Annotated in this window: 21 protein-coding genes, 4 tRNA genes and 1 pseudogene; 12 read left to right on the top strand and 14 right to left on the bottom strand. The window is 59.2% G+C overall.

Annotated features, from left to right (window positions below; all coding sequences use genetic code 11):
• Positions 1–7: 7 nt before the first annotated feature.
• The 4 genes from CLU80_RS08930 to CLU80_RS08915 form a co-directional block, all read right to left on the bottom strand.
• The gene (locus CLU80_RS08930) at positions 8–1,354 is read right to left on the bottom strand and encodes a sigma-54-dependent transcriptional regulator (RefSeq protein WP_099757217.1); all 1,347 of its coding nucleotides are present in this window, start codon (positions 1,352–1,354) and stop codon (positions 8–10) included.
• Positions 1,351–2,940, bottom strand: coding sequence for a sensor histidine kinase (locus CLU80_RS08925; RefSeq protein ID WP_099757216.1), 1,590 nt, complete (start codon positions 2,938–2,940; stop codon positions 1,351–1,353). Before CLU80_RS08925 ends, CLU80_RS08930 begins: the two co-directional genes overlap by 4 nt.
• Entirely contained in the window at positions 2,930–3,172 is a 243-nt protein-coding gene (locus tag CLU80_RS08920) for a PP0621 family protein (protein ID WP_093434843.1), read from the bottom strand. Before CLU80_RS08920 ends, CLU80_RS08925 begins: the two co-directional genes overlap by 11 nt.
• A 126-nt stretch (positions 3,173–3,298) precedes the next feature.
• Positions 3,299–4,315 (bottom strand): outer membrane protein assembly factor BamD, encoded by a 1,017-nt coding sequence (locus tag CLU80_RS08915; RefSeq protein WP_093434846.1) that lies wholly within the window; start codon positions 4,313–4,315, stop codon positions 3,299–3,301.
• 151 nt (positions 4,316–4,466) lie between these two features.
• Here CLU80_RS08915 and rluD point away from each other — a divergent pair, with 151 nt between their 5' ends.
• From rluD to CLU80_RS30635, 9 genes and pseudogenes are all read left to right on the top strand, one after another.
• Positions 4,467–5,429 (top strand): 23S rRNA pseudouridine(1911/1915/1917) synthase RluD, encoded by a 963-nt coding sequence (gene rluD / locus CLU80_RS08910; RefSeq protein WP_099757215.1) that lies wholly within the window; start codon positions 4,467–4,469, stop codon positions 5,427–5,429.
• The gene (pgeF, locus tag CLU80_RS08905) at positions 5,426–6,148 is read left to right on the top strand and encodes a peptidoglycan editing factor PgeF (RefSeq protein ID WP_099757214.1); all 723 of its coding nucleotides are present in this window, start codon (positions 5,426–5,428) and stop codon (positions 6,146–6,148) included. Before rluD ends, pgeF begins: the two co-directional genes overlap by 4 nt.
• Positions 6,149–6,278: 130 nt before the next feature.
• Positions 6,279–8,843, top strand: coding sequence for an ATP-dependent chaperone ClpB (gene clpB, locus CLU80_RS08900; protein WP_093434855.1), 2,565 nt, complete (start codon positions 6,279–6,281; stop codon positions 8,841–8,843).
• A gap of 297 nt (positions 8,844–9,140) precedes the next feature.
• A tRNA-Asn gene (locus tag CLU80_RS08895) sits at positions 9,141–9,216 on the top strand.
• Positions 9,217–9,225: 9 nt separating this feature from the next.
• Positions 9,226–9,302, top strand: a tRNA-Pro gene (locus CLU80_RS08890).
• Positions 9,303–9,307: 5 nt separating this feature from the next.
• A tRNA-Lys gene (locus CLU80_RS08885) sits at positions 9,308–9,383 on the top strand.
• 97 nt (positions 9,384–9,480) lie between these two features.
• Positions 9,481–9,557: transfer RNA gene (locus CLU80_RS08880), tRNA-Pro, on the top strand.
• A gap of 165 nt (positions 9,558–9,722) precedes the next feature.
• A pseudogene (locus tag CLU80_RS30640) lies at positions 9,723–10,493 on the top strand (MCP four helix bundle domain-containing protein); the annotation flags it as partial.
• A complete protein-coding gene (locus CLU80_RS30635; protein WP_371748319.1) occupies positions 10,485–11,348 on the top strand; it encodes a methyl-accepting chemotaxis protein in 864 nt (287 codons plus the stop codon). The pseudogene CLU80_RS30640 and the gene CLU80_RS30635, both read left to right, overlap by 9 nt.
• Before the next feature lie 63 nt (positions 11,349–11,411).
• Here the strand turns inward: CLU80_RS30635 and CLU80_RS08870 are convergent, their stop codons facing one another.
• The 5 genes from CLU80_RS08870 to CLU80_RS08850 form a co-directional block, all read right to left on the bottom strand.
• Positions 11,412–11,819, bottom strand: coding sequence for an HvfA family oxazolone/thioamide-modified RiPP metallophore (locus CLU80_RS08870; RefSeq protein ID WP_016986236.1), 408 nt, complete (start codon positions 11,817–11,819; stop codon positions 11,412–11,414).
• A gap of 282 nt (positions 11,820–12,101) precedes the next feature.
• Positions 12,102–13,400 carry an NAD(P)/FAD-dependent oxidoreductase gene (locus tag CLU80_RS08865; protein ID WP_016986237.1) on the bottom strand — a complete coding sequence of 433 codons (1,299 nt, stop codon included), beginning with the start codon at positions 13,398–13,400 and terminating at the stop codon, positions 12,102–12,104.
• 63 nt (positions 13,401–13,463) lie between these two features.
• The gene (locus tag CLU80_RS08860) at positions 13,464–13,637 is read right to left on the bottom strand and encodes a DUF3094 domain-containing protein (protein WP_007909875.1); all 174 of its coding nucleotides are present in this window, start codon (positions 13,635–13,637) and stop codon (positions 13,464–13,466) included.
• A gap of 51 nt (positions 13,638–13,688) precedes the next feature.
• The gene (locus CLU80_RS08855) at positions 13,689–14,216 is read right to left on the bottom strand and encodes an MOSC domain-containing protein (RefSeq protein WP_099757212.1); all 528 of its coding nucleotides are present in this window, start codon (positions 14,214–14,216) and stop codon (positions 13,689–13,691) included.
• On the bottom strand, positions 14,213–14,839 hold the full coding sequence (locus CLU80_RS08850; protein ID WP_007909887.1) for a DUF1780 domain-containing protein: 627 nt from the start codon (positions 14,837–14,839) through the stop codon (positions 14,213–14,215). The genes CLU80_RS08855 and CLU80_RS08850 overlap by 4 nt, the downstream gene beginning before the upstream one ends.
• Positions 14,840–14,969: 130 nt before the next feature.
• On the opposite strand from CLU80_RS08850, the gene CLU80_RS08845 reads away from it, so the two are divergent.
• The 3 genes from CLU80_RS08845 (at position 14,970) to CLU80_RS08835 (ending at position 16,404) form a co-directional block, all read left to right on the top strand.
• Positions 14,970–15,437, top strand: a complete 468-nt coding sequence (locus CLU80_RS08845) for an FAD/FMN-containing dehydrogenase (protein WP_099757211.1) — start codon at positions 14,970–14,972, stop codon at positions 15,435–15,437.
• Positions 15,434–16,123 carry an energy-coupling factor ABC transporter permease gene (locus CLU80_RS08840; RefSeq protein ID WP_099757210.1) on the top strand — a complete coding sequence of 230 codons (690 nt, stop codon included), beginning with the start codon at positions 15,434–15,436 and terminating at the stop codon, positions 16,121–16,123. Before CLU80_RS08845 ends, CLU80_RS08840 begins: the two co-directional genes overlap by 4 nt.
• 65 nt (positions 16,124–16,188) lie before the next feature.
• Positions 16,189–16,404: a hypothetical protein gene (locus tag CLU80_RS08835; protein WP_007959584.1), complete on the top strand. Its 216-nt coding sequence runs from the start codon at positions 16,189–16,191 to the stop codon at positions 16,402–16,404.
• 6 nt (positions 16,405–16,410) lie between these two features.
• On the opposite strand, the gene yacG is transcribed toward CLU80_RS08835, so the two are convergent.
• The 5 genes from yacG to pilB are packed head-to-tail and all read right to left on the bottom strand — an operon-like array spanning position 16,411 to position 21,022.
• On the bottom strand, positions 16,411–16,611 hold the full coding sequence (yacG, locus tag CLU80_RS08830) for a DNA gyrase inhibitor YacG (protein WP_095048684.1): 201 nt from the start codon (positions 16,609–16,611) through the stop codon (positions 16,411–16,413).
• Positions 16,608–17,231: a dephospho-CoA kinase gene (gene coaE / locus CLU80_RS08825; protein ID WP_099757209.1), complete on the bottom strand. Its 624-nt coding sequence runs from the start codon at positions 17,229–17,231 to the stop codon at positions 16,608–16,610. Before coaE ends, yacG begins: the two co-directional genes overlap by 4 nt.
• Complete coding sequence (locus CLU80_RS08820; RefSeq protein WP_093434872.1) at positions 17,228–18,100, bottom strand: prepilin peptidase; 873 nt, start codon at positions 18,098–18,100, stop codon at positions 17,228–17,230. Before CLU80_RS08820 ends, coaE begins: the two co-directional genes overlap by 4 nt.
• Position 18,101: 1 nt before the next feature.
• A complete protein-coding gene (locus CLU80_RS08815) occupies positions 18,102–19,319 on the bottom strand; it encodes a type II secretion system F family protein (protein WP_093434875.1) in 1,218 nt (405 codons plus the stop codon).
• Positions 19,320–19,321: 2 nt separating this feature from the next.
• On the bottom strand, positions 19,322–21,022 hold the full coding sequence (gene pilB / locus CLU80_RS08810; protein ID WP_099757208.1) for a type IV-A pilus assembly ATPase PilB: 1,701 nt from the start codon (positions 21,020–21,022) through the stop codon (positions 19,322–19,324).
• Between the last annotated feature and the right edge of the window lie 145 nt (positions 21,023–21,167).

Below are 21,167 nucleotides of genomic sequence, written 5' to 3'. Positions count from 1 at the left end.
GGGGCCCTCAATCCAGGCCCAGTTTCTTCAGCCGATAGCGCATCGAACGAAACGAAAGACTCAACCGCTGCGCCGCCGCCGTGCGATTCCAGCGTGTTTCTTCCAGCGCCTGCAAGATCAGCTTCCTCTCGACGTTCTCCAGATAATCTTCCAGATTGTCGATCTGCGTCAGATCGGCAATCCCGCCGTCCGCCGCGCAGTTGCCTTCGCTCAGACGTAAATCTTCAGCCTCGATCGTGCGGTTTTCACACAAGGTGTGTGCCCGCTCAAGCACGTTTTCCAACTCCCGCACATTCCCCGGAAACCGGTAATTCTTCAGCGCTGCCAACGCCTGTGGATGCAAGCGTGCTGCCGGCTGGCCGGTGTCCTTGGCCAAACGCTTGAGCATACTGGCCGCCAGCACTTCAATATCATCACGTCTTTCGCGCAGGGACGGCACGCGCAGTTCGATCACGTTCAAGCGGTAATAAAGGTCCTGACGAAAGCGTTCGGCCGCGACCTCTGCATCGAGATCCTTGTGCGTGGCGCAGAGAATCCGCACATCGACCACGCTTTCCTGCTGGCCGCCGACACTGCGCACGGCTTTTTCCTGGATCGCCCGCAGCAGTTTTACCTGCATCGACAGCGGCAAGTCCGCCACCTCATCAAGAAACAACGTGCCGCCATGGGCGGCTTGAAACAGTCCGGGTTTGTCCTCGACGGCGCCGGTAAAACTGCCTTTGCGATGGCCAAAAAACTCGCTTTCCATCAGCTCTGACGGAATCGCCCCGCAGTTCACCGGCACGAACGGCTGGCCGGCGCGCGGCCCTTGTTCATGGATCAGCCGCGCAACCAGTTCCTTGCCACTGCCCGATTCGCCACTGATGTACACCGGCGCCTGACTGCGAGCGAGTTTGTCGATTTGCTTGCGCAGAATGCGCATCGGTGGCGAATCGCCGAGCAAGCGCCGATCGATGGAGGTAAAGCTGCCTCCCGCCGCCGGCATGCGCAGGGCTGTACCGACCAGTTCGCGCAAACGAGTGAGGTCCACCGGTTTGGTGAGAAAGTCGAAAGCACCTGCTTTCAAAGCGTTGATGGCCGTTTCCAGGCTGCCATAGGCGGTGATCATCGCCACCGGCAGTTGTGGATAGCGTTGCTGAATGTGCTGCACCAGCTCCAGCCCCGTACCGTCGGGCAGGCGCATGTCGGTCAGGCACAGATCGAAACTCTCGCGGTTCAGCAGCGCCTGGGCTTCAGCCAGATTGCGTGCGCTGTAGGTGTCGAGCTTCATCCGTCCCAGGGTGATTTCCAGGAGTTCGCGGATATCCGGTTCGTCGTCGACGATGAGGATTTTTTGCCGTGGGCTCGTATTCAACTTTGTTTCCGTCCGTGAGCAAAGGTGATGCGAAAGCAGCCGCCGCCTTGGCGTGATTGAAAGTCTAGGCGCGCTTGGTTGCTTTCGCACAGCTCACGGGACAGATAAAGCCCAAGGCCGGTGCCCTGGCTGCTGGTGGTGAAGAACGGTTCGAACAGATGCGTCTGTTGATCGAGCGGGACGCCGGGGCCGTTGTCCTGCACTTCGAGGACCGCCAACTGGCTGTCGGGATCACTGAACAACGACAGCCAGACTTCGGCCTGATCATGCAGCAGGGCGCTGTGGCGCCAGCCGTTGCGTAACAGATTGTCGAGAATTTGCGTGAGCTGGTTCGGGTCCATCAGCGTGGTGAAGTCTCCCGAATTGATCCGCAGGTGAATCTGCTGGCGTTCGCTGGCCTGTTCACGACTCTCGACAACGAAGTTTTCCAGCCATGGCTTGAGATCCAGGCGTTGCGGCGCGCTTTGCTGGCGGCGGGACAGTTGCAAGACGTTTTCGATGACTCGGTTCATGCGCTGGGAGTGGTCTTGAATGATCTGCGTCAGACGCCGATCCGCGCTATCGAGTTCCTCGGACTCAGCCAATAGCTGCGCGGCGTGACTGATGGCGCCCAACGGATTGCGAATCTCGTGGGCGATGCCGGCGGTCAAGCGCCCGAGTGCGGCGAGCTTAAGTTGCTGGGCTTGCTGGGCGATTTGCGCGAGGTCTTCGAGAAATACCAGGGTTTGTTGGTGGGGGCTTTGTTCGAGGGCAATGAAGCTCGGTTGCAGTTCCAGGCCGTTGCCGGGGATTTTCAGGCTCTGCGGGCGCAAGGTCGGGTTGTTCAGCCACAGTTGCAGGCGATCGACCAGCGCCGTGGAATAGTCATCGATCAAATGCCCCTGAAGGTGCGACTGCGCGAGCAGGGTTTGCGCGCTGTGATTGGCCAGTTGCACTCGCCGCGCCTCGTCGAGCACCAGAATGCCGGTGCGCATGCGTTGCAGGATCAGCGCGTTGAGGGCTTCGAGGCTGACCACTTCACTGGCACGTTGCTCGGCAAGGGTTTCGCTGACTTCGAGGCGGCGGATCAGTCCCTGCACCAGCAACGACGCGGCAAAGCACAGCGCACCGAGGGTGCCGGCCTGCAAGTATTCATTGGCGCTAAGGGGATGGTTGAAGCCGAGCAGGAAGCTCGAGCCGACGATGCCCAGCGCACCGATGGCGGCGATCAATAGCCCGATGCGCCGCCGTAGCAGGGTGTTGCTGATCGCCACCGAGACAATCAGCAAATTGCCCAGCGCACTACCGACGCCGCCCGCAGCAAAGAACAAACCGCATAAAAGCAGGACATCGACGAGGGCCAGACTGAACAGCTGCGCTGGCCGTCGGGTGTTCTCAAGGAACACCACCAACAGAATGTTGAGGATCAGATACAGCCAACTGCCAGCGCGCAGCAATTCGTCGTTGGCCGACGTCAGCAGGCGGTTGTCCATGTTGCTGGAGATCAGCAGCACCAGCGTGATGCCGATACTCAAGCGGTAGAGATGATAAAGGCGCAGCAGGCGCTGCGCCTGTTTGCTGTCGGCGTGGGTGGCCTCAGCGATCACGGGTACCCGGGCCTTGCTCAAGGTGAGCCTGGCTGCAATACCACTGTTGTTGCACGCTCAGCGCGCGGTCGCGCGGCAGATGCACGCCGCAATGGGCGCAACGCACCATCGGTGGGGCGTCCTGTTCGCGAGGGGCACGGTTGGATTGATTGGACGCGGCAGGCGCCTTGAATTTACGCCACAACCATATCGCGGCAAAAATCACGACGATCCAGAACAATAAACGAAGCATGATGAGCGGCTTTCCGACTGATGATCCGGCAGTTTAGCCAAGCTCCCGACAAGCGCACAGCCTATTAACGCGCGGCAATAAAAAAGGGAGATCCGCAGATCTCCCTTTTCGGTGCAAACGGTGTGATCAGTCGAACACGCCGAAAGTCATGTAGCTGAACCACGAGCGGTCGGTGTTGCTCGACTCAGGCTCTGGCTCTTCGATCACGTCGCCGTTTTCGTCTTTAGGCTTGAGCTCGTTCGGAATCGCGTCTTTCGCGTCCTGGAACTGCTTCTGCACGTCCTGGTTGGCGCGGGTTTCTCCCGGCGGCAGCGGTGGACGCGACTCGATCAGACCCAAAGTCGCCTTGCTCAGGAACGAACGGTTGTCGGCTTCGGCAACCCGTGGCACGAACTGGCCGTCTTGCAGGCTCGGGTGGTTCGGGTAGTTGAGCTTCAGGGTTTCCAGACTGGTGGCTGCCAGGTCGTCCAGGTGCAGACGCTGGTAGGCTTCAGTCATCACCGCCAGGCCGTCGCCGACCGATGGGGTTTCCTGGAAGTTTTCCACTACATAGCGACCACGGTTGGCAGCGGCTACGTAAGCCTGACGGGTCAGGTAGTAGTCAGCCACGTGGATTTCGTAGGCGGCCAGCAGGTTGCGCAGATAAATCATGCGCTGCTTGGCGTCCGGCGCGTAGCGGCTGTTCGGGTAGCGGCTGGTCAGCTGGGCGAACTCGTTGTACGAGTCGCGCGCGGCGCCCGGGTCACGCTTGGTCATGTCCAGCGGCAGGAAGCGCGCCAGCAGGCCGACGTCCTGGTCGAAAGACGTCAGACCTTTCAAGTAGTACGCGTAATCCACGTTCGGATGCTGCGGGTGCAAACGAATGAAACGCTCGGCGGCAGACTTTGCAGCTTCCGGCTCGGCGTTCTTATAGTTGGCGTAGATCAGCTCCAGCTGTGCCTGATCGGCGTAGCGACCGAACGGATAACGCGACTCCAGAGCCTTCAGCTTGGCTGTGGCGCTGGTGTAGCTGTTGTTGTCCAGGTCAGTCTGAGCCTGCTGATACAGCTCGGCTTCGCTGAGGTTTTCGTCTACGACTTCCTTCGATGAGCAAGCAGCGGTCAATGCGAGGATGGCGATCAGCAGCAGGTGTTTCACTTGCATGGCGGCTTGCGTCCCTATGACGGCCGCTGTCTTGGGCGGGGCCGTCCTGTTATGATGAGCGCCCCGTTGAAAAGCCTCGGGGCAAAAGACGCCGTATTTAACCACAAGCGCGCAGCCGAAACCAAAAGCTGTGCCGACGCACAGTCAGAGCATGTCCGATAAAATTGAACTTCGCGCAGAGGTGTCGTCCGAATTGGGCGGCCAACGCCTCGATCAAGTCGCTGCCCAACTCTTCGCTGAGCACTCTCGCTCGCGCCTTTCCGCCTGGATCAAAGAAGGTCGCCTGACTGTGGACGGGGCGGTCATCCGCCCTCGCGACATCGTGCACGGCGGTGCCATCCTTGAGCTGACTGCCGAGCAGGAAGCCCAGGGCGAATGGATCGCCCAGGACATCGAACTCGACATCGTCTATGAAGACGACGACATTCTGGTGATCAACAAGCCTGCGGGCCTGGTGGTGCACCCGGCTGCCGGTCACGCCGATGGCACCTTGCTCAACGCCTTGCTGCACCACGTGCCGGACATCATCAATGTCCCGCGCGCCGGTATCGTGCATCGTCTGGACAAGGACACCACCGGTCTGATGGTGGTGGCCAAGACCATTCAGGCGCAGACCAAGCTGGTGACGCAACTGCAGAGTCGCAGCGTCAGCCGCATCTACGAGTGCATCGTGATCGGTGTGGTCACTGCCGGGGGCAAGATCAACGCCCCGATCGGTCGCCACGGCCAGCAGCGCCAGCGCATGGCGGTGATGGAAGGCGGCAAGCCTGCCGTCAGCCACTATCGCGTGCTGGAGCGCTTCCGCTCGCACACCCACGTACGGGTGAAGCTGGAAACCGGTCGTACTCACCAGATTCGCGTACACATGTCGCACATCAACTTCCCGTTGGTCGGCGATCCTGCGTATGGCGGCCGTTTCCGCATTCCGCCAGCCGCGAACCCGACGATGGTTGAATCCCTCAAGCATTTCCCGCGTCAGGCCCTGCACGCGCGCTTCCTTGAGCTGGATCATCCGACGACCGGTGAGCGCATGAGCTGGGAGTCACCGCTGCCGGAAGATTTCGTCTGGCTGCTGACCTTGCTCAAGCAGGATCGCGAGGCCTTCATCGGATGAACTGGCTGACGCCGGACTGGCCTGCGCCGGCCAGCGTCAAAGCCTGCGTCACCACCCGCGAGGGTGGTGTCAGCGAGGCGCCGTTCGACAGCCTCAATCTGGGCGATCATGTTGATGATCGTCCTGAGGCCGTTGCCGAGAACCGTCGACGCCTGACCGATCACTTCTCTATACAGCCTGCCTGGTTGCAGCAAGTGCACGGAATTGCCGTGGCGCATGCGGATCCGGGCATTGTTGCGACCGCAGACGCCAGCTGGACAGCAACGCCGGGCATCGCCTGCGCGGCGATGACGGCGGACTGTCTGCCGGCATTGTTCTGCGATCGCGCCGGCACCCGTGTCGCGGCGGCTCACGCCGGTTGGCGCGGTCTGGCGGCGGGCGTGCTTGAAGCAACTCTCGACAGCCTCGATGTTCCGGCTGAAGAGGTGCTGGTCTGGCTCGGTCCTGCTATTGGCCCGAAAGCCTTTGAAGTTGGCCCGGAAGTGCGGGAAGTCTTCATCAATCAATTGCCGGAAGCGGCACAAGCCTTCGTGCCGAGCGACAATGCCGGCAAATTCATGGCTGACATCTATTTGCTGGCGCGCCTGCGTCTGGCTGAACGTGGTGTCACCGCTGTTTATGGTGGCGGTTTCTGCACCGTGACTGATCCGCGCTTCTTCTCCTACCGTCGCGCTTCGCGCACTGGTCGCTTTGCCTCCCTTATCTGGCTCACCCGCTAGACTTGCCTGACCTGAATCAACGCTCTGACGCTTGAATCTTGCAGAATCGACCGCATCTACAGTGGTATCTGGCAGGTTTCTTTATTCAGGATGGTTTTTAGGTCCGGCCTGCTCAAAAGGAAGGTGACTTATGCGAATAGACCGTTTAACCAGCAAATTACAGTTGGCCTTGTCCGACGCCCAGTCGTTGGCTGTCGGCCACGATCATCCGGCGATTGAGCCGGCGCACTTGATGCAAGCCATGCTTGAACAGCAGGGTGGTTCGATCAAACCTCTGCTGATGCAGGTGGGCTTCGACGTCAACAGCTTGCGCAAAGAGCTGACCAAAGAGCTCGACCAATTACCGAAAATCCAGAACCCGACCGGCGACGTCAACATGTCGCAGGATCTGGCGCGCCTGCTCAATCAGGCTGACCGTCTGGCCCAGCAGAAGGGCGACCAGTTCATCTCCAGCGAACTGGTGCTGCTCGCGGCGATGGACGAGAACAGCAAGCTCGGCAAGTTGCTGCTCGGCCAAGGCGTGAGCAAGAAGGCCCTGGAAAACGCGATCAACAACCTGCGTGGCGGCGAAGCGGTAAACGACGCCAACCACGAAGAGTCGCGGCAGGCACTGGATAAGTACACCGTTGACCTGACCAAGCGCGCCGAAGATGGCAAGCTCGATCCGGTGATCGGTCGTGACGACGAAATTCGCCGCACCATTCAGGTTCTGCAACGCCGCACCAAGAACAACCCGGTGTTGATCGGTGAGCCAGGCGTGGGCAAAACCGCCATCGCCGAAGGCCTGGCCCAGCGCATCATCAACGGCGAAGTGCCGGACGGCCTCAAAGGCAAGCGTCTGCTCTCGCTGGACATGGGCGCGCTGATTGCCGGTGCCAAGTATCGCGGTGAGTTCGAAGAGCGCCTGAAATCGTTGCTCAACGAACTGTCGAAGCAGGAAGGGCAGATCATTCTGTTTATCGACGAACTGCATACCATGGTCGGCGCCGGTAAAGGCGAAGGCTCGATGGATGCCGGCAACATGCTCAAGCCTGCGCTGGCTCGCGGTGAGTTGCACTGCGTTGGCGCGACCACGCTCAACGAGTACCGCCAATATATAGAGAAGGATGCGGCGCTTGAGCGACGCTTCCAGAAAGTTCTGGTGGATGAGCCGAGCGAAGAAGACACCATTGCCATCCTGCGTGGCCTTAAAGAGCGTTACGAGGTTCACCACAAGGTAGCAATCACCGACGGCGCGATCATCGCCGCGGCCAAGCTCAGCCATCGCTACATCACTGACCGGCAGTTGCCGGACAAGGCCATCGATCTGATCGACGAGGCCGCTAGTCGCATCCGCATGGAAATCGACTCCAAACCGGAAGTGCTCGATCGTCTGGAACGTCGCCTGATTCAGTTGAAGGTGGAATCCCAGGCGCTGAAGAAAGAAAGCGACGAAGCGGCGATGAAACGTCTGGAGAAACTCCAGGAAGAAATCGTCCGCCTCGAACGCGAGTATTCCGATCTGGAAGAAATCTGGAACTCGGAAAAAGCCGAAGTGCAGGGTTCTGCACAGATTCAGCAGAAGATCGAGCAGTCGCGGCAGGAACTGGAAGCGGCACGCCGTAAAGGTGACCTCAACCGTATGGCTGAATTGCAGTACGGGGTGATCCCGGACCTGGAACGCAGCCTGCAAATGGTCGACCAGCACGGCAAGAGCGAGAACCAGTTGCTGCGCAGCAAGGTGACTGAAGAAGAAATCGCTGAAGTTGTGTCGAAGTGGACCGGCATCCCGGTGTCGAAAATGCTCGAAGGCGAGCGCGACAAGCTGATGAAGATGGAAAGCCTGTTGCACAAACGGGTGATCGGTCAGGAAGAGGCCGTGGTCGCCGTCGCCAACGCGGTACGCCGTTCGCGCGCCGGGTTGTCCGACCCGAATCGTCCGAGCGGCTCGTTCATGTTCCTCGGCCCCACCGGTGTCGGTAAAACCGAGCTGTGCAAGGCGCTGGCCGAATTCCTCTTTGATACGGAAGAGGCGATGGTGCGGATCGACATGTCCGAGTTCATGGAGAAACATTCTGTGGCTCGCCTGATCGGTGCACCACCGGGATACGTCGGCTACGAAGAGGGTGGTTACCTGACTGAGGCGGTGCGTCGCAAGCCTTATTCGGTGATCCTGCTGGACGAAGTCGAGAAGGCGCACCCGGATGTGTTCAACATCTTGCTGCAAGTGCTCGAGGATGGGCGCCTGACCGACAGCCATGGCCGTACGGTGGATTTCCGCAACACCGTGATCGTCATGACTTCGAACCTGGGGTCGGTACAGATCCAGGAACTGGTCGGTGATCGTGAGGCTCAACGTGCTGCAGTCATGGATGCGCTGACGTCGCACTTCCGTCCGGAGTTCATCAACCGGGTCGACGAAGTGGTGATCTTCGAGCCTTTGGCGCGGGATCAGATCGCGGGCATTACCGAGATCCAGTTGGGCCGTCTGCGTAGCCGTCTGGCCGAGCGCGAGCTGAAGCTGGAACTCAGTCCAGAGGCGATGGACAAGTTGATCGCCGTTGGCTACGACCCGGTGTATGGCGCACGTCCTTTGAAACGGGCAATTCAGCGCTGGATCGAAAACCCGCTGGCGCAGTTGATCCTCTCGGGTCACTTCATGCCGGGCGACACGGCAACCGGCACTGTCGAGAACGACGAAATCGTTTTCAACTAAGCCTGAGCGCCAATGAAAAAAGGAGGGCCCCACATTGTGGGGCCTTTTTTTTCGTTAGGCTGTTGAACTCAAAGGAAAAGGCTTGTAAAGTGCGCCCCGCAGTCAGTCGCCAAGACGGTCTCAGCTCACTGAGTTGAAATCTGAAATAAGTTGCAAATCATTAACTTGAAAGCAATTTAGGGGGTTGACAGAGGTGTTCTAGGTTGTAGAATAGCGCGCCTCAGACACACGAACGCAGCGATGCGAACGAGTGGCTAGATGCAGTAAGTTTCACCGTTGTAAATTGAAATATGTAGTTCCGTGATAGCTCAGTCGGTAGAGCAAATGACTGTTAATCATTGGGTCCCAGGTTCGAGTCCTGGTCACGGAGCCAATTTCAAACCGGGGTATAGCGCAGTCCGGTAGCGCGCCTGCTTTGGGAGCAGGATGTCAGGAGTTCGAATCCCCTTACCCCGACCATTTTTGGGTCGTTAGCTCAGTTGGTAGAGCAGTTGGCTTTTAACCAATTGGTCGTAGGTTCGAATCCCACACGACCCACCATTTTTGAAACCAGTTTGCGCTGGGATCGAATCTTAAGATCAGAGGCCAAAAGCGCTGATCGAAGAAGGCGATCTTTGAAAGGTCGCCTTTTTTTTACCGGGGTATAGCGCAGTCCGGTAGCGCGCCTGCTTTGGGAGCAGGATGTCAGGAGTTCGAATCCCCTTACCCCGACCATATTAAAAATCCTCGTATCGAAAGATACGGGGATTTTTTTTGTCCGACAAAAACTCATTTCCCCTTCAAGTCATCATACAACCTGCCGATAGCCCGCTAACACGAGGGGACTGCCATGGCTTTCGCCCCTTGAATCTGGCCAATACAAGAATAAGGGCGTTCGTCATGTTGCTTCGTCAGTTGAATATTGCTCCCCGGGCAGCCCTGGGGTTCGCCCTGATCGCGGTGTTGGTAGCCTTGCTCGGCGTGTTTGCGCTGGGGCAGATGTCGAGCATTCGCGATAGTGAAGTCGCAGTAGAAAACCAGTGGCTGCCGAGCATTCGTGGCGGCGACGAGATCCGCGAGATCATGCTGCGCATCCGCACCATCTCGTTGCGTATGGCGCTGGATCAGGACGCGAACAATATCGCCACCTACCGCAGCCAGATGGACACCCGCGACAAAGAGCTGAGCGAGAAAATCGCCGCCTACGACAAACTGGTCGACACCCCGGAGGGCCAGCAGCTATACGACCAATTCAAAAAGACCTTCGCCGCGTACCGCAACGGTATCGCTCAATCCTTCGCCCTCGCCGAGCAAGGCAAGCGTGATGAGTTGACCAGGTTGTTGCTGGTCGACATGAAAACCGTTGTCGATGGCTCCGGCAAACAACTCAACGACCTGGCGGATCTGTTCGCCAAACAGGTCGCCGCCGAAAGCCAGAAGTCCGCTGCGCACTATGAAAACTCGCGCACAATTGTCAGTTTGTTTATTGCGTTGGCCGCGCTGGCCACGGTGGCACTGGCGATGATGCTCACCCGCAGTATCGTTCGTCCGCTCAGCAGCGCCGTGAGCGCAGCAGAAAGTGTCGCGCAGGGGGATCTGACCCGGCCGATCGAAACCCATGGCAACGATGAAGTCAGTCGCTTGCTCAAAGCGTTGGCGGCCATGCAGCAGAACCTGCGCGAGACGCTGCAAGGCATCAGCGGTTCGGCCACGCAACTGGCGACCGCTGCCGATGAACTCAATGCGGTGACGCTCGACAGCACCCAGGGACTGCAACAGCAGAACAACGAAATCGAACAAGCCGCGACGGCCGTCAACCAGATGACGGCAGCAGTGGAAGAGGTCGCACGCAATGCGGTGTCGACGTCTGACGCGACCCGTCAATCCAGCGAGTCGGCGCATCTGGGTCAGGTGCGGGTCAGTGAGACCGCCACGGCCATCAATGCACTGGCCAGCGATGTGCAACAGACCGGTGAGTTGGTGCAATCACTGGCCAATCAATCGCAGGACATCGGCAAAGTGCTCGACGTGATTCGGGCGATTGCCGAGCAGACCAATTTGCTGGCGCTCAACGCGGCGATTGAAGCGGCGCGGGCCGGTGAGAGCGGGCGAGGCTTTGCCGTAGTCGCCGATGAAGTACGCGCGCTGGCCTATCGCACGCAGCAATCGACGCAGGAGATCGAGCAGATGGTCCAGGGCATGCGCAGCGGTTCGAGCCTGGCGCTGGATTCGATGCAGGCCAGTACCGCGCGGGCGACGACCACACTGGCCTTGGCTGAGCGTGCCGGTGAGGCGCTGCAAACCATTACCGCGTCGGTGCATGAGATCCATGAGCGCAATCTGGTGATCGCCAGCGCCGCTGAAGAACAAGCGCAAGTAGCCCGGGAAGTGGATCGCAACCTGGTGAATATTCGTGATTTATCGTTACGTTCTGCCGCAGGCGCTGACCAGACCAGCGCGTCCAGCCATGAGTTGTCGCAATTGGCCAATGCCTTGCAGGGCATGGTACGGCGCTTCCAGTTGTAAACGGGCAGGCGTGAAAAAGCCGCGTTTCTCTCAGGAGAAGCGCGGCTTGTTTTTTACTGTCGATCAAGCGCCGTCTTGATCTTTCAGGTGCTCGAACAAGCCTTTTGGCATCTTCTTGCCGTTGGCTTCAAAGTTGGCCTTCACGTTGTTGTAGGCCTCTTGTTCGTCGATGAAACCGTCATGGTTGGTGTCGATCTTGTCGAAATCGGACTTCGGCGCGACTTTCAGAAATTCGGCGCGCGAGACCTTGCCGTCACCGTCGCTGTCCGTCTTGGCCATCGAAGCATCGCCACATTTGCCTTCACCGCATTTGCCTTCCGGCGCTTTCACCGAGGTTTCCGCCGACGCAACCATGTAGCCCTGCGCCAGTGGTTGAGCGGCAAACACCGAACCAGACAACATCAGGCCGCCCGCCAGCGCGGCGCCGATCAGGCCAATGGATTTTTTACCGAGGGTCGAAGTACGGGACATTTACATTCTCCTGGGCTGCACTGCGCAACCACACGTTAAGGACGATTGCCTGAGCAGGTGTTGCTCGGGTGTGGCCATTAAGCGGTGGCGGTGTATCGCGTCTGTGTCGCGGAGCGGGGGAGTTTGTAAGCGAAGGGCGATAAAGAGGGCGCAGATACACTACGAGACAGAATCAAAAAGCAAATGTAGGAGTGAGCCTGCTCGCGATAGCGGTTTGTCATTCAACAATGATGTTGACTTACAAACCGCTATCGCGAGCAGGCTCGCTCCCACAGGTTTACATCAATGCAGTTTCAGGCGTGGCTCGGTGCCACGGCCAATCTTGCTGCCCAGCATCAACATCGCCGTGCGGAACGGCCCGTACAGCGCCATCTGGTGCATGCGATACAGCGACACGTAAAACATCCGCGCCAGCCAGCCTTCGAGCATCACGCTGCCGGTCAGATTGCCCATCAAGTTACCCACCGCCGAAAAGCGCGACAACGAGATCAGCGAGCCGTAGTCGGTGTACTTGTACTCCGGCAAGGTCTTGCCTTCGATGCGCAGTTTCAGCGATTTGGCCAGCAGCGACGCCTGTTGGTGTGCGGCTTGGGCACGCGGCGGCACATTGCGATCGGTACCCGGTTGCGGGCACGCGGCGCAGTCACCGAAAGCAAAGATGTTCTCGTCGCGGGTGGTTTGCAGCGTCGGCAGCACTTGCAGTTGATTGATGCGGTTGGTTTCCAGGCCGTCGATGTCCTTGAGGAAACCCGGCGCGCGAATGCCCGCTGCCCAGACTTTCAGGCTGGCCTTGATCTCGTTGCCATCGGCGGTGATCAGGCTGTCGGCGGTCACTTCGCTGACCGAAGCGTTGGTCATCACGTTGACCCCGAGTTTTTCCAGGGTCTTGTGCACCGGCCCGCTGATGCGCTCCGGCAGGGCGGGCAACACCCGTGGACCGGCTTCGATCAGGGTGATGTGCATGTTTTCCGGTTTGATCCGGTCCAGGCCATAAGCCGCCAGTTCGTGCGCGGCGTTGTGCAGTTCGGCCGCCAGCTCGACGCCAGTGGCGCCAGCGCCGACGATCGCAACGCTGATTTGCTCGACCACATCGGTTTGCCCGGCGTGTGCACGCAGATAGTGATTAAGCAGTTGCTGATGGAAGCGCTCGGCTTGCTTGCGGGTGTCGAGGAACAGGCAGTGCTGCGCCGCGCCCTGAGTGCCGAAATCGTTGGTAGTGCTGCCGACGCTGATCACCAGCGAGTCGTATTGCACTTCACGCGCCGGCACCAGTTCTACGCCGTTTTCGTCGTAGGTGGCGGCCAGCTGGATTTTCTTCTGTGCGCGATCAAGCCCGCTCATGCGCCCTAGCTGGAACTCGAAGTGGTTCCATTTTGCCTGGGCAACATAGTTGAGTTCGTCTTCGGAGGAGTTCAGCGATCCGGCGGCCACTTCGTGCAACAGCGGTTTCCAGATGTGCGTCAGGTTGGCGTCGACCAGCATCACACTGGCCGTGCCGCGCTTGCCCAGAGTCTTACCCAGACGGGTAGCCAACTCCAGACCGCCGGCGCCGCCGCCGACAATAACAATACGATGGGACATGGGGATAACTCGCAAGGTTTTTAAAGGAAATCGGTGCGGTTACCCAAGCGAGCGCCAAGCTGCTCATAGCGTCAGGTAACTGATAAATCGGCTCAACAGGCCAAGACCAATGGTCACTGCCAGCACCAGCACGAGGAGCATCCACGGCCGGAAAGGCCGGCGCTCGACTCGATGTTGGGACAGTTGCAGATACTCTTCGACATGTTTCTGGTCTTCGGGGTTCAGGCGGCTGGTCATATTTGCCTCGTCAGGTAGACGTTGCTGAATGGGCAGAAGCTACAGCGGTTTTTATCCGGGGTTGAACGCAGCATAGCCGCTGTCCGGAACCGGTTCGACGCTCACGCTATCTTCGAGGCGGATGATGCCGCTTTGTAACACCCGTGCGGTAATTCCGCCATGCCCGCGCACCGCTTGAAAGGTGCCCGGGCCGAGGTTGTTCTGCAGGCGTGCACAGGGCTGACACCAGCCCGTGGTTTCGAATATTGCCTGACCGATACGAAAGCGCCGACCCTTGAGACTAAACAAATTGATACCGCTGATAACCAGATTACGGCGCAGATCTTCAGGCTTGACCGGCTGATCGTGCGCACGCCCCATCAATGCGCTGATCACCGCCAGATGCTCCCACTGGATCAGCGTTACCTGGCGCGCATTACGCACACCGGGGCGCGCATGATCGCCGGTCAGCCCGGCCTCAAGTCGCGCCTCCACGGCATCCAGTTCGATCATCGGCCCACGGGAATCAGGGCGCACGCCAATCCAGCGCACACACCCGGTCTGTGGCACATCGGCAATCAATTGCTGAAGTGGCGTCACAGGCTGATCCCGACGTCGAAGACGATGCTGCGGCCGAGGTTGCTGCGCAGAAAGTCCGGCGCATCCGGGTGGGCGAACAGCACGCGGGCGAAGGTCGGGCCGACGAGGGACAGCGAGCGCCAGCCTTGGCGCAGGTATTCAGTAGGCGGGGGGAAATGGCTGTTCAGATCCAGCACCTCACGTTTAAGACTGGCGAAGGCGATGATATCCAGTTCGCCCAGATCCATGCCGCGTTCCTTGTAGTTATGTGCTTTTTTGCGCAAGGTCGGTGCCAGTCGCAGCAGGAATTCATTGGCCGGGATTCGTTTCGGCTTGGCTTCGCGGCGCACCAGTTGGCTGAGGGAAAAGGCGCTACGTCGTCGCTGCAATTCATCGCGCCATTCGTCGTTGAGCCGACGGCCCTCGTCGAGCACGAAGAACACCTCGAAATTGGCATCGCGAAACAATACGTCCGGCGGCTCGCCGGCCGGCGCGAATTCGTCGGCGCGGTAGGGAATGTTCAGGCCTTGCAGCAGGCGCTGGCAAACCCAACGCTCACGCTCCCATTTGCGGGCATTGGACAGAAAGGCGTTGGCCTGCTCGGCCGCGATGGTCAGCAGGCGTAAATAATCTGAGTCATCCATAAGCCCAAGCTTAGCGTTCAAATGCGACAAGCTGAAAGCGTTCCGCGGCAAAGTGCATCAGTGGGCAGTGGAGAAGGGCGGTGTAGACTCATGGAAATCGATTATTTGCGCCAAACCGTGAGGACTCATCGTGAAATTTCGCTGGCTGCTGCTGTTTGCTGTTTTTCCGCTGTGTGCCCATGCGCTCGAAACCGGTGAGCGTCTGGCTCCCTGGACGTTGCTCGATCAGTACGAGCAACCCTTCACCCTCGACAACAGCACCACCACGCTGCTGGTGGCACGGGATATGGACGGCGCCAAGCTGATCAAGGAAGCGTTGAAGGACCAGCCCAAGGGCTATCTGGAGGCCCGTCACGCGGTGTTCGTTGCCGACATCCAGCGCATGCCGGCGCTGATTGCCAAAATGTTTGCCGTACCGGCCATGCGCGACTACCACTATCGGGTCATGCTGGATCGAGAAGGACGGGTTGCGTCGCGCTATCCCGGCGCGGAAGGCCAGGTATTGTGGTTGCAACTCAAGGACGGTCGATTGCTCTCGCAACGTGAGTACGCCAACGCGGGTGACCTGCGCGAGGCACTGGAGAAGGCGCGCCCATGATCGGCGTCGACGTGCTGGCGACCGAAAGTCTGTTGCTGGGCTGGCTGATTTATCTGCCGGTGCTGCTCTGGGCGATCGCGCGTGCGCCGTGGGTCGAGTTGTTCAGCGACAGCCGGCGTCAGCATCTGCTGTTCGGCACCGTGTTTGCGTTGTTTCTCTTGTGGTTGATGCGCAGGGATTTCGACACGGGCGTGTCGTATCACTTCCTCGGTATGACGGCGGTAACCCTGTTGCTGGACTGGCCGCTGGCGATCGTTGGCGGGCTGGTGGCGCAAATCGGCCTGGTGCTGCTCGGGCGTCAGGATCTCGCAGCGATGGGGGTCAATGGCGCCTTGTTCATTTTGCTGCCGGTGCTGGTCACCGAATGCGTGGCGATCCTCGTCGAGCGTGCTCAGCCACGCAATCCGTTCGTGTACATCTTCTGTTCCGGCTTCTTTGCCGCCGCGCTGTCAGCCCTGTTGTGCCTGATCCTGAGCCTGACGCTGCTGTGGTACGACGGCCTCTTCGCCATGCCGGAGTGGCTGGAAGACTTCATCGGTTACGTGTGGCTGATCATTTTCCCCGAGGCGTTCATCAACGGCATGATCGTCAGTGCTCTGGTGGTATTCAGCCCGGAATGGCTGGAGACCTTCAACCGCACACGCTACCTTTCGGCGCCGTGGAAGGACGACGATCCGAAGTCTTGATCCACATCAAACCCGCTGCGCGCGGGAAATTTCATGCTCGCGCAAATCCCTTCAGGAGCAGCGGCATGAGTGTTTACGAGTGGGCCAGGCAGGAAACCCGGCAGAGTCTGGAGATGGCGCAGGAAGTGGGTTTCGACCCGGGGTTGAGTTTGCGCGCCTTGCTCAGTGCGGTGGTGCAGCAGAGCAAGGCCGTGCGCAACGCCGAAGACCTGGCCGACGAGTTGCGCTTTCTGGCGGAAAACCTCGACGACGATCAGGACTACGGCTTTATGCGGCCCTGATCGAGATCAGTGACGCGGATCGAAGTCGCCGGAAAACAGTTCGTCCTCGGCATCCGGTGCGACCGGAATCTTGTGTTCTTCCGACGCCCAGGCGCCGAGGTCGATCAGCTTGCAGCGATCAGAGCAGAACGGCCGAAACTTGTTTTCGGGGATGAATTCCACGGGGGCGCCGCAGGTCGGGCATTCAACGGTGGGGATCTGGCTCATGCTTGGCCTCCGGATAAAGTCAGGTAAAAGTGATGCAGACGCTCGACTTCGCTGTGCAGCCAGGCGAGGTCGCGGTCGTTGACGACCACGTCGTCGGCGCGGCTCACACGCTCTTCGCGGCTCGACTGGGCCTTGAGGATCGCCTGAACCTGCTGCTCGCTGGTCTGGTCACGTTGCAAGGTGCGTTCGATCTGCAATTGTTGCGGAGCGTCGATCACCATGATGCGTTGGGTCATCGTGTATTGCCCGGATTCGATCAATAGCGGCGAAACCAGAATCGCGTAAGACGATTTTGCCTGCGCCAGGTGATGAGCGATTTCCTCGGCGATCAACGGATGCAGCAGGGCTTCGAGCCAACGGCGTTGCTCCGGCACTTCAAAGATCAGTTTACGCAGGGCGGCGCGGTCCAGCGTGCCATCGGCCTGCAGCACACCGGGACCGAAGTGTTCGGCAATCTGCGCCAGCGCCGGACGCCCCGGCTCAACCACCCAGCGTGCCGCGTGATCGGCATCCACCACGTGGACACCCAGATCAATGAAGTGCTGAGCCGCTGCGCTTTTGCCGCTGCCGATGCCGCCGGTGAGGCCGAGAATCCAGGGTTTTTCCACAGGGGTATTCATTTCAAACCGACAAACTGCCAATAGAAGGCGGTTATTTGACCACCCCAGAGCAAGGCAATCCAGCCGGCAATTGCCAGATAAGGGCCGAAGGGGATTGGCGTCGAGGTTTTTTGCTCGCGCAGGCGCAACAAAATCACCCCGATAATGGCGCCGACCAGTGATGACAACAGAATCGTCAGCGGCAGAATCTGCCAGCCGCCCCATGCCCCCAGCAGCGCCAACAGTTTGAAATCACCATGACCGATGCCGTCCTTGCCGGTCAGCAGCTTGAACAGCCAGAACACTGACCACAGCGCCAGATAACCGGCCACCGCGCCCCACAACGCATCGTGCAAGGTTACGAACAGGCCGAAACTGTTGACGATCAACCCCAGCCACAGCAACGGCAACACCAGCACATCAGGCAATAGTTGATGCTCGGTGTCGATCAGACTCATCGCCAGCAGACCCCAGGTGAGGACGATCAGCAGGCACGCCGGCCAACCGAAACCCAAGTGCCAGGCGATGAAGGCCGAAAGCAGCCCACAGGCCAGCTCGGTCAACGGATAACGTTTGCTGATCGGAGCTGAGCACGCTGAACAGCGCCCGCGCAGCCATAGATAACTGAGCAGGGGAACGTTCTCCCACGGGCGAATCCGGTGGGCGCAATGCGGGCATTCGGAGTGCGGCAGCATCAGGTTGTAGATGGGTTGCGAGGCTTCGCCGGGCAAACCGAGCACATCGTGTGCCTGCTGGCGCCAGTCGCGTTCGAGCATTTTCGGCAGGCGCCAGATCAGCACATTGAGGAAGCTGCCGACCACCAGGCCCAGCAGCAGGGCGGTGCCGACAAACGCTAGCGGATACATGGCAAACAGTTCGTCGATAGGCATGTCAGATCGCTGAGCCGAGTTGGAAGATCGGCAGGTACATGGCCACCACCAGCCCGCCGACGATTACCCCCAGCACGACCATGATGAACGGCTCCATGAGGCTGGTGAGGTTGTCGACCATGTTATCCACTTCTTCCTCGTAAAAGCCCGCAACCTTGTCGAGCATGTCATCCAGGGCGCCGGACTCTTCGCCAATTGCGGTCATTTGCACGGCCATGCTGGGAAAGACCCCGGTGCTGCGCATCGAGAAATTCAGTTGCATACCGGTGGACACGTCCTGGCGAATGCGCAGCACGGCTCGCTTGAAGACCACGTTGCCGGTGGCGCCGGCCACCGAGTCAAGCGCTTCGACCAACGGCACACCGGCGGCAAACGTGGTCGACAAGGTTCGAGCGAATCGCGCCACGGCGGACTTGTACATCAGTGTGCCCACCAGTGGCAGTTTCAGCAGCCAGGTGTCTTTGCGATCGCGCAAGGCCTGGGATGTTTTTAGCGCGTGGCGGGTGCCAAAAATCGCTGCGACCAGTGCAGCGAGAATCGCCCACCACCATTGCTGCATGAATTCCGACAGGCTGATCACCATCAGGGTGAACGCCGGCAGTTCGGCACCGAAACCGGAAAACACTGACTGAAATTGTGGCACTACTTTGACCAGCAGAATCCCGGTGACAACAGCCGCGACCAGCACCACGGCGGTGGGATAGGTCATGGCTTTCTTGATCTTGGCTTTGAGGCTTTCGCTTTTTTCCTTATAGGTCGCGACGCGTTCGAGCAAGGTGTCGAGGGCGCCGGACTGTTCGCCGGCATCGACCAGGTTGCAATACAACTCGTCGAAATACTGCGGTTTCTTGCGCAGGGCTGCGGCGAAGCTGTTACCGGCCGCGACCTCCTGCTTCACGTCGTCCACCAGTTTGCGCATGGCCGGATTATCAAAGCCTTCGCCAATAATGTCGAACGACTGCAACAGCGGTACGCCGGCTTTCATCATGGTCGCCATCTGCCGGGTGAACAGGGCAATGTCCCGGGCCTTGATGCGTTTGCCAAAGCTCAGCAATGACGCGGATTTCTTGCGCACCTTGCCGGGATTGATCCCCTGTTTACGCAATTGTGCCTTGATCAGCGCCGGGTTCTGGCCGCTCAGTTCACCGGTGACTTTGCTGCCTTTTCTGTCCGTGCCTTCCCAGGCATAAATACTGATTTTTGCTGCCTTGACCGCCATGTTCAGTCCTTGGTGACCCGGTTGATTTCTTCAAGGCTGGTGATGCCTTGCATGGCCTTGTGCAGCCCGGAGGTGCGCAGGTCGTCGAAGCCGTCGCGGCGCATCTGCAGGTCGATTTCCAGCGAGTTGCCTTCAGCCATGATCAAGCGTTGCAGCTCCGGTGTGTTTTTCACCACTTCATAAATCCCCACGCGTCCTTTGTAACCGCCGTTGCAGTGATCGCAACCGACCGGCTCGTAGATCGTGAAATGGCCGATGCGTTCCTCGGGGAAGCCTTCCTTGAGCAAGGTTTCGCGTGGGATCTCGATGGCTTTCTTGCAGTGGATGCACAGTTTGCGCGCCAGGCGCTGGGCGATGATCAGGCTGACCGAGGTGGCGATGTTGAAACCGGGAATGCCCATGTTGTGCAGGCGCGTCAGGGTTTCCGCAGCGCTGTTGGTGTGCAGGGTCGAGAGCACCAGGTGACCGGTCTGCGCGGCTTTGATGGCGATCTCGGCGGTTTCCAGGTCGCGGATCTCACCTACCATGATCACGTCCGGGTCCTGACGCAGAAACGAGCGCAATGCTTGGGCAAAGTCGAGCCCTTGCTTGGGATTGACGTTGACCTGGTTGATGCCTTCCATGTTGATCTCCACCGGGTCTTCGGCGGTGGAGATATTGATGTCGACGGTGTTGAGGATATTCAGGCCGGTGTACAGCGACACGGTTTTCCCCGAACCGGTGGGCCCGGTGACCAGAATCATGCCCTGTGGTTGCTTGAGTGCGGCCATGTACAGATCTTTTTGCTCGGGCTCATAGCCGAGCGCGTCGATACCGATCTGCGCACTGGACGGATCGAGAATCCGGATCACCACTTTTTCGCCCCACAGGGTCGGCAGGGTGTTGACCCGGAAATCGATCGACTTGCTTTTCGACAGGCGCATCTTGATCCGCCCGTCCTGAGGTTTGCGCCGTTCCGAAATATCCAGGCTGGCCATGACTTTCAGGCGTGCGGCGATGCGCCCGGCCAGTTGAATCGGCGGTTTGGCAACCTCGCGCAGGATGCCGTCGGTGCGCACCCGCACCCGGTAGTTTTTTTCGTAAGGCTCGAAGTGCAAGTCGGAAGAACCGCTTTTGATCGCGTCGAGCAGCATCTTGTGCACGAAGCGCACCACCGGCGCATCGTCGGCGTCGAGGCCGCCGATGGCGTCCTGCTTGCTGTCGTCGACGGATTCGACATCGACCCCGTCGAGATCGACATCGGCCATGTCCTCGAGACCGCTGGTGTGGGTGTCGAAGAATTTTTCGATGGCATCGGTAAGTTTGTCGTCCTCGACCAGAATGGCTTCGGTGCTCAGCCCGGTGCTGAATTGAATGTCGTTGATTGCTTGATGATTGCTCGGGTCGGAAATGCCCACGAACAGCTTGTTGCCACGCCGCCACAAGGGCAGGGCGTGATGCTGACGCACGAGTTTTTCGCTGACCAGGCCTTTGGGCTGGGTTTCCTTGTCCAGGCAATTGAGATCAAGCAAGGCCATGCCGAAATGCTCACTGGCAATCTCGGCCACCTGCCAGCTCTTGACCAGTTTGTTCTGCACCAGATAGCTGACCAGCGACAGGCGATTGCGCTGGGCCTGTTGCCAGGCTTGCTGGGCGCCTTTTTCCGTGAGCAGTTCGGCCTGGACCAATTGCTTGGCCAGACCGCTCAGAGCGATGTCATTCATGGGGATTCCGCACGCTTGCCGTTCATGACTTATAGCCTAGTCAAGTGACAGCGCCAAACACGGCGGGTGCAGGTGACAAAAAGTGTCAGATAGTGCGGTTACAGGTTGTAGGAATTGGCGTTGCAAGCGCTTCGCGCCTAATGAA

This window comes from Pseudomonas sp. 29 (genome assembly GCF_002754355.1).
GTDB lineage: Bacteria > Pseudomonadota > Gammaproteobacteria > Pseudomonadales > Pseudomonadaceae > Aquipseudomonas > Aquipseudomonas neuropathica.
The sequence above is the reverse complement of the archived record's forward strand: the minus strand, read 5'-3'. Positions and strand labels throughout refer to the sequence as shown.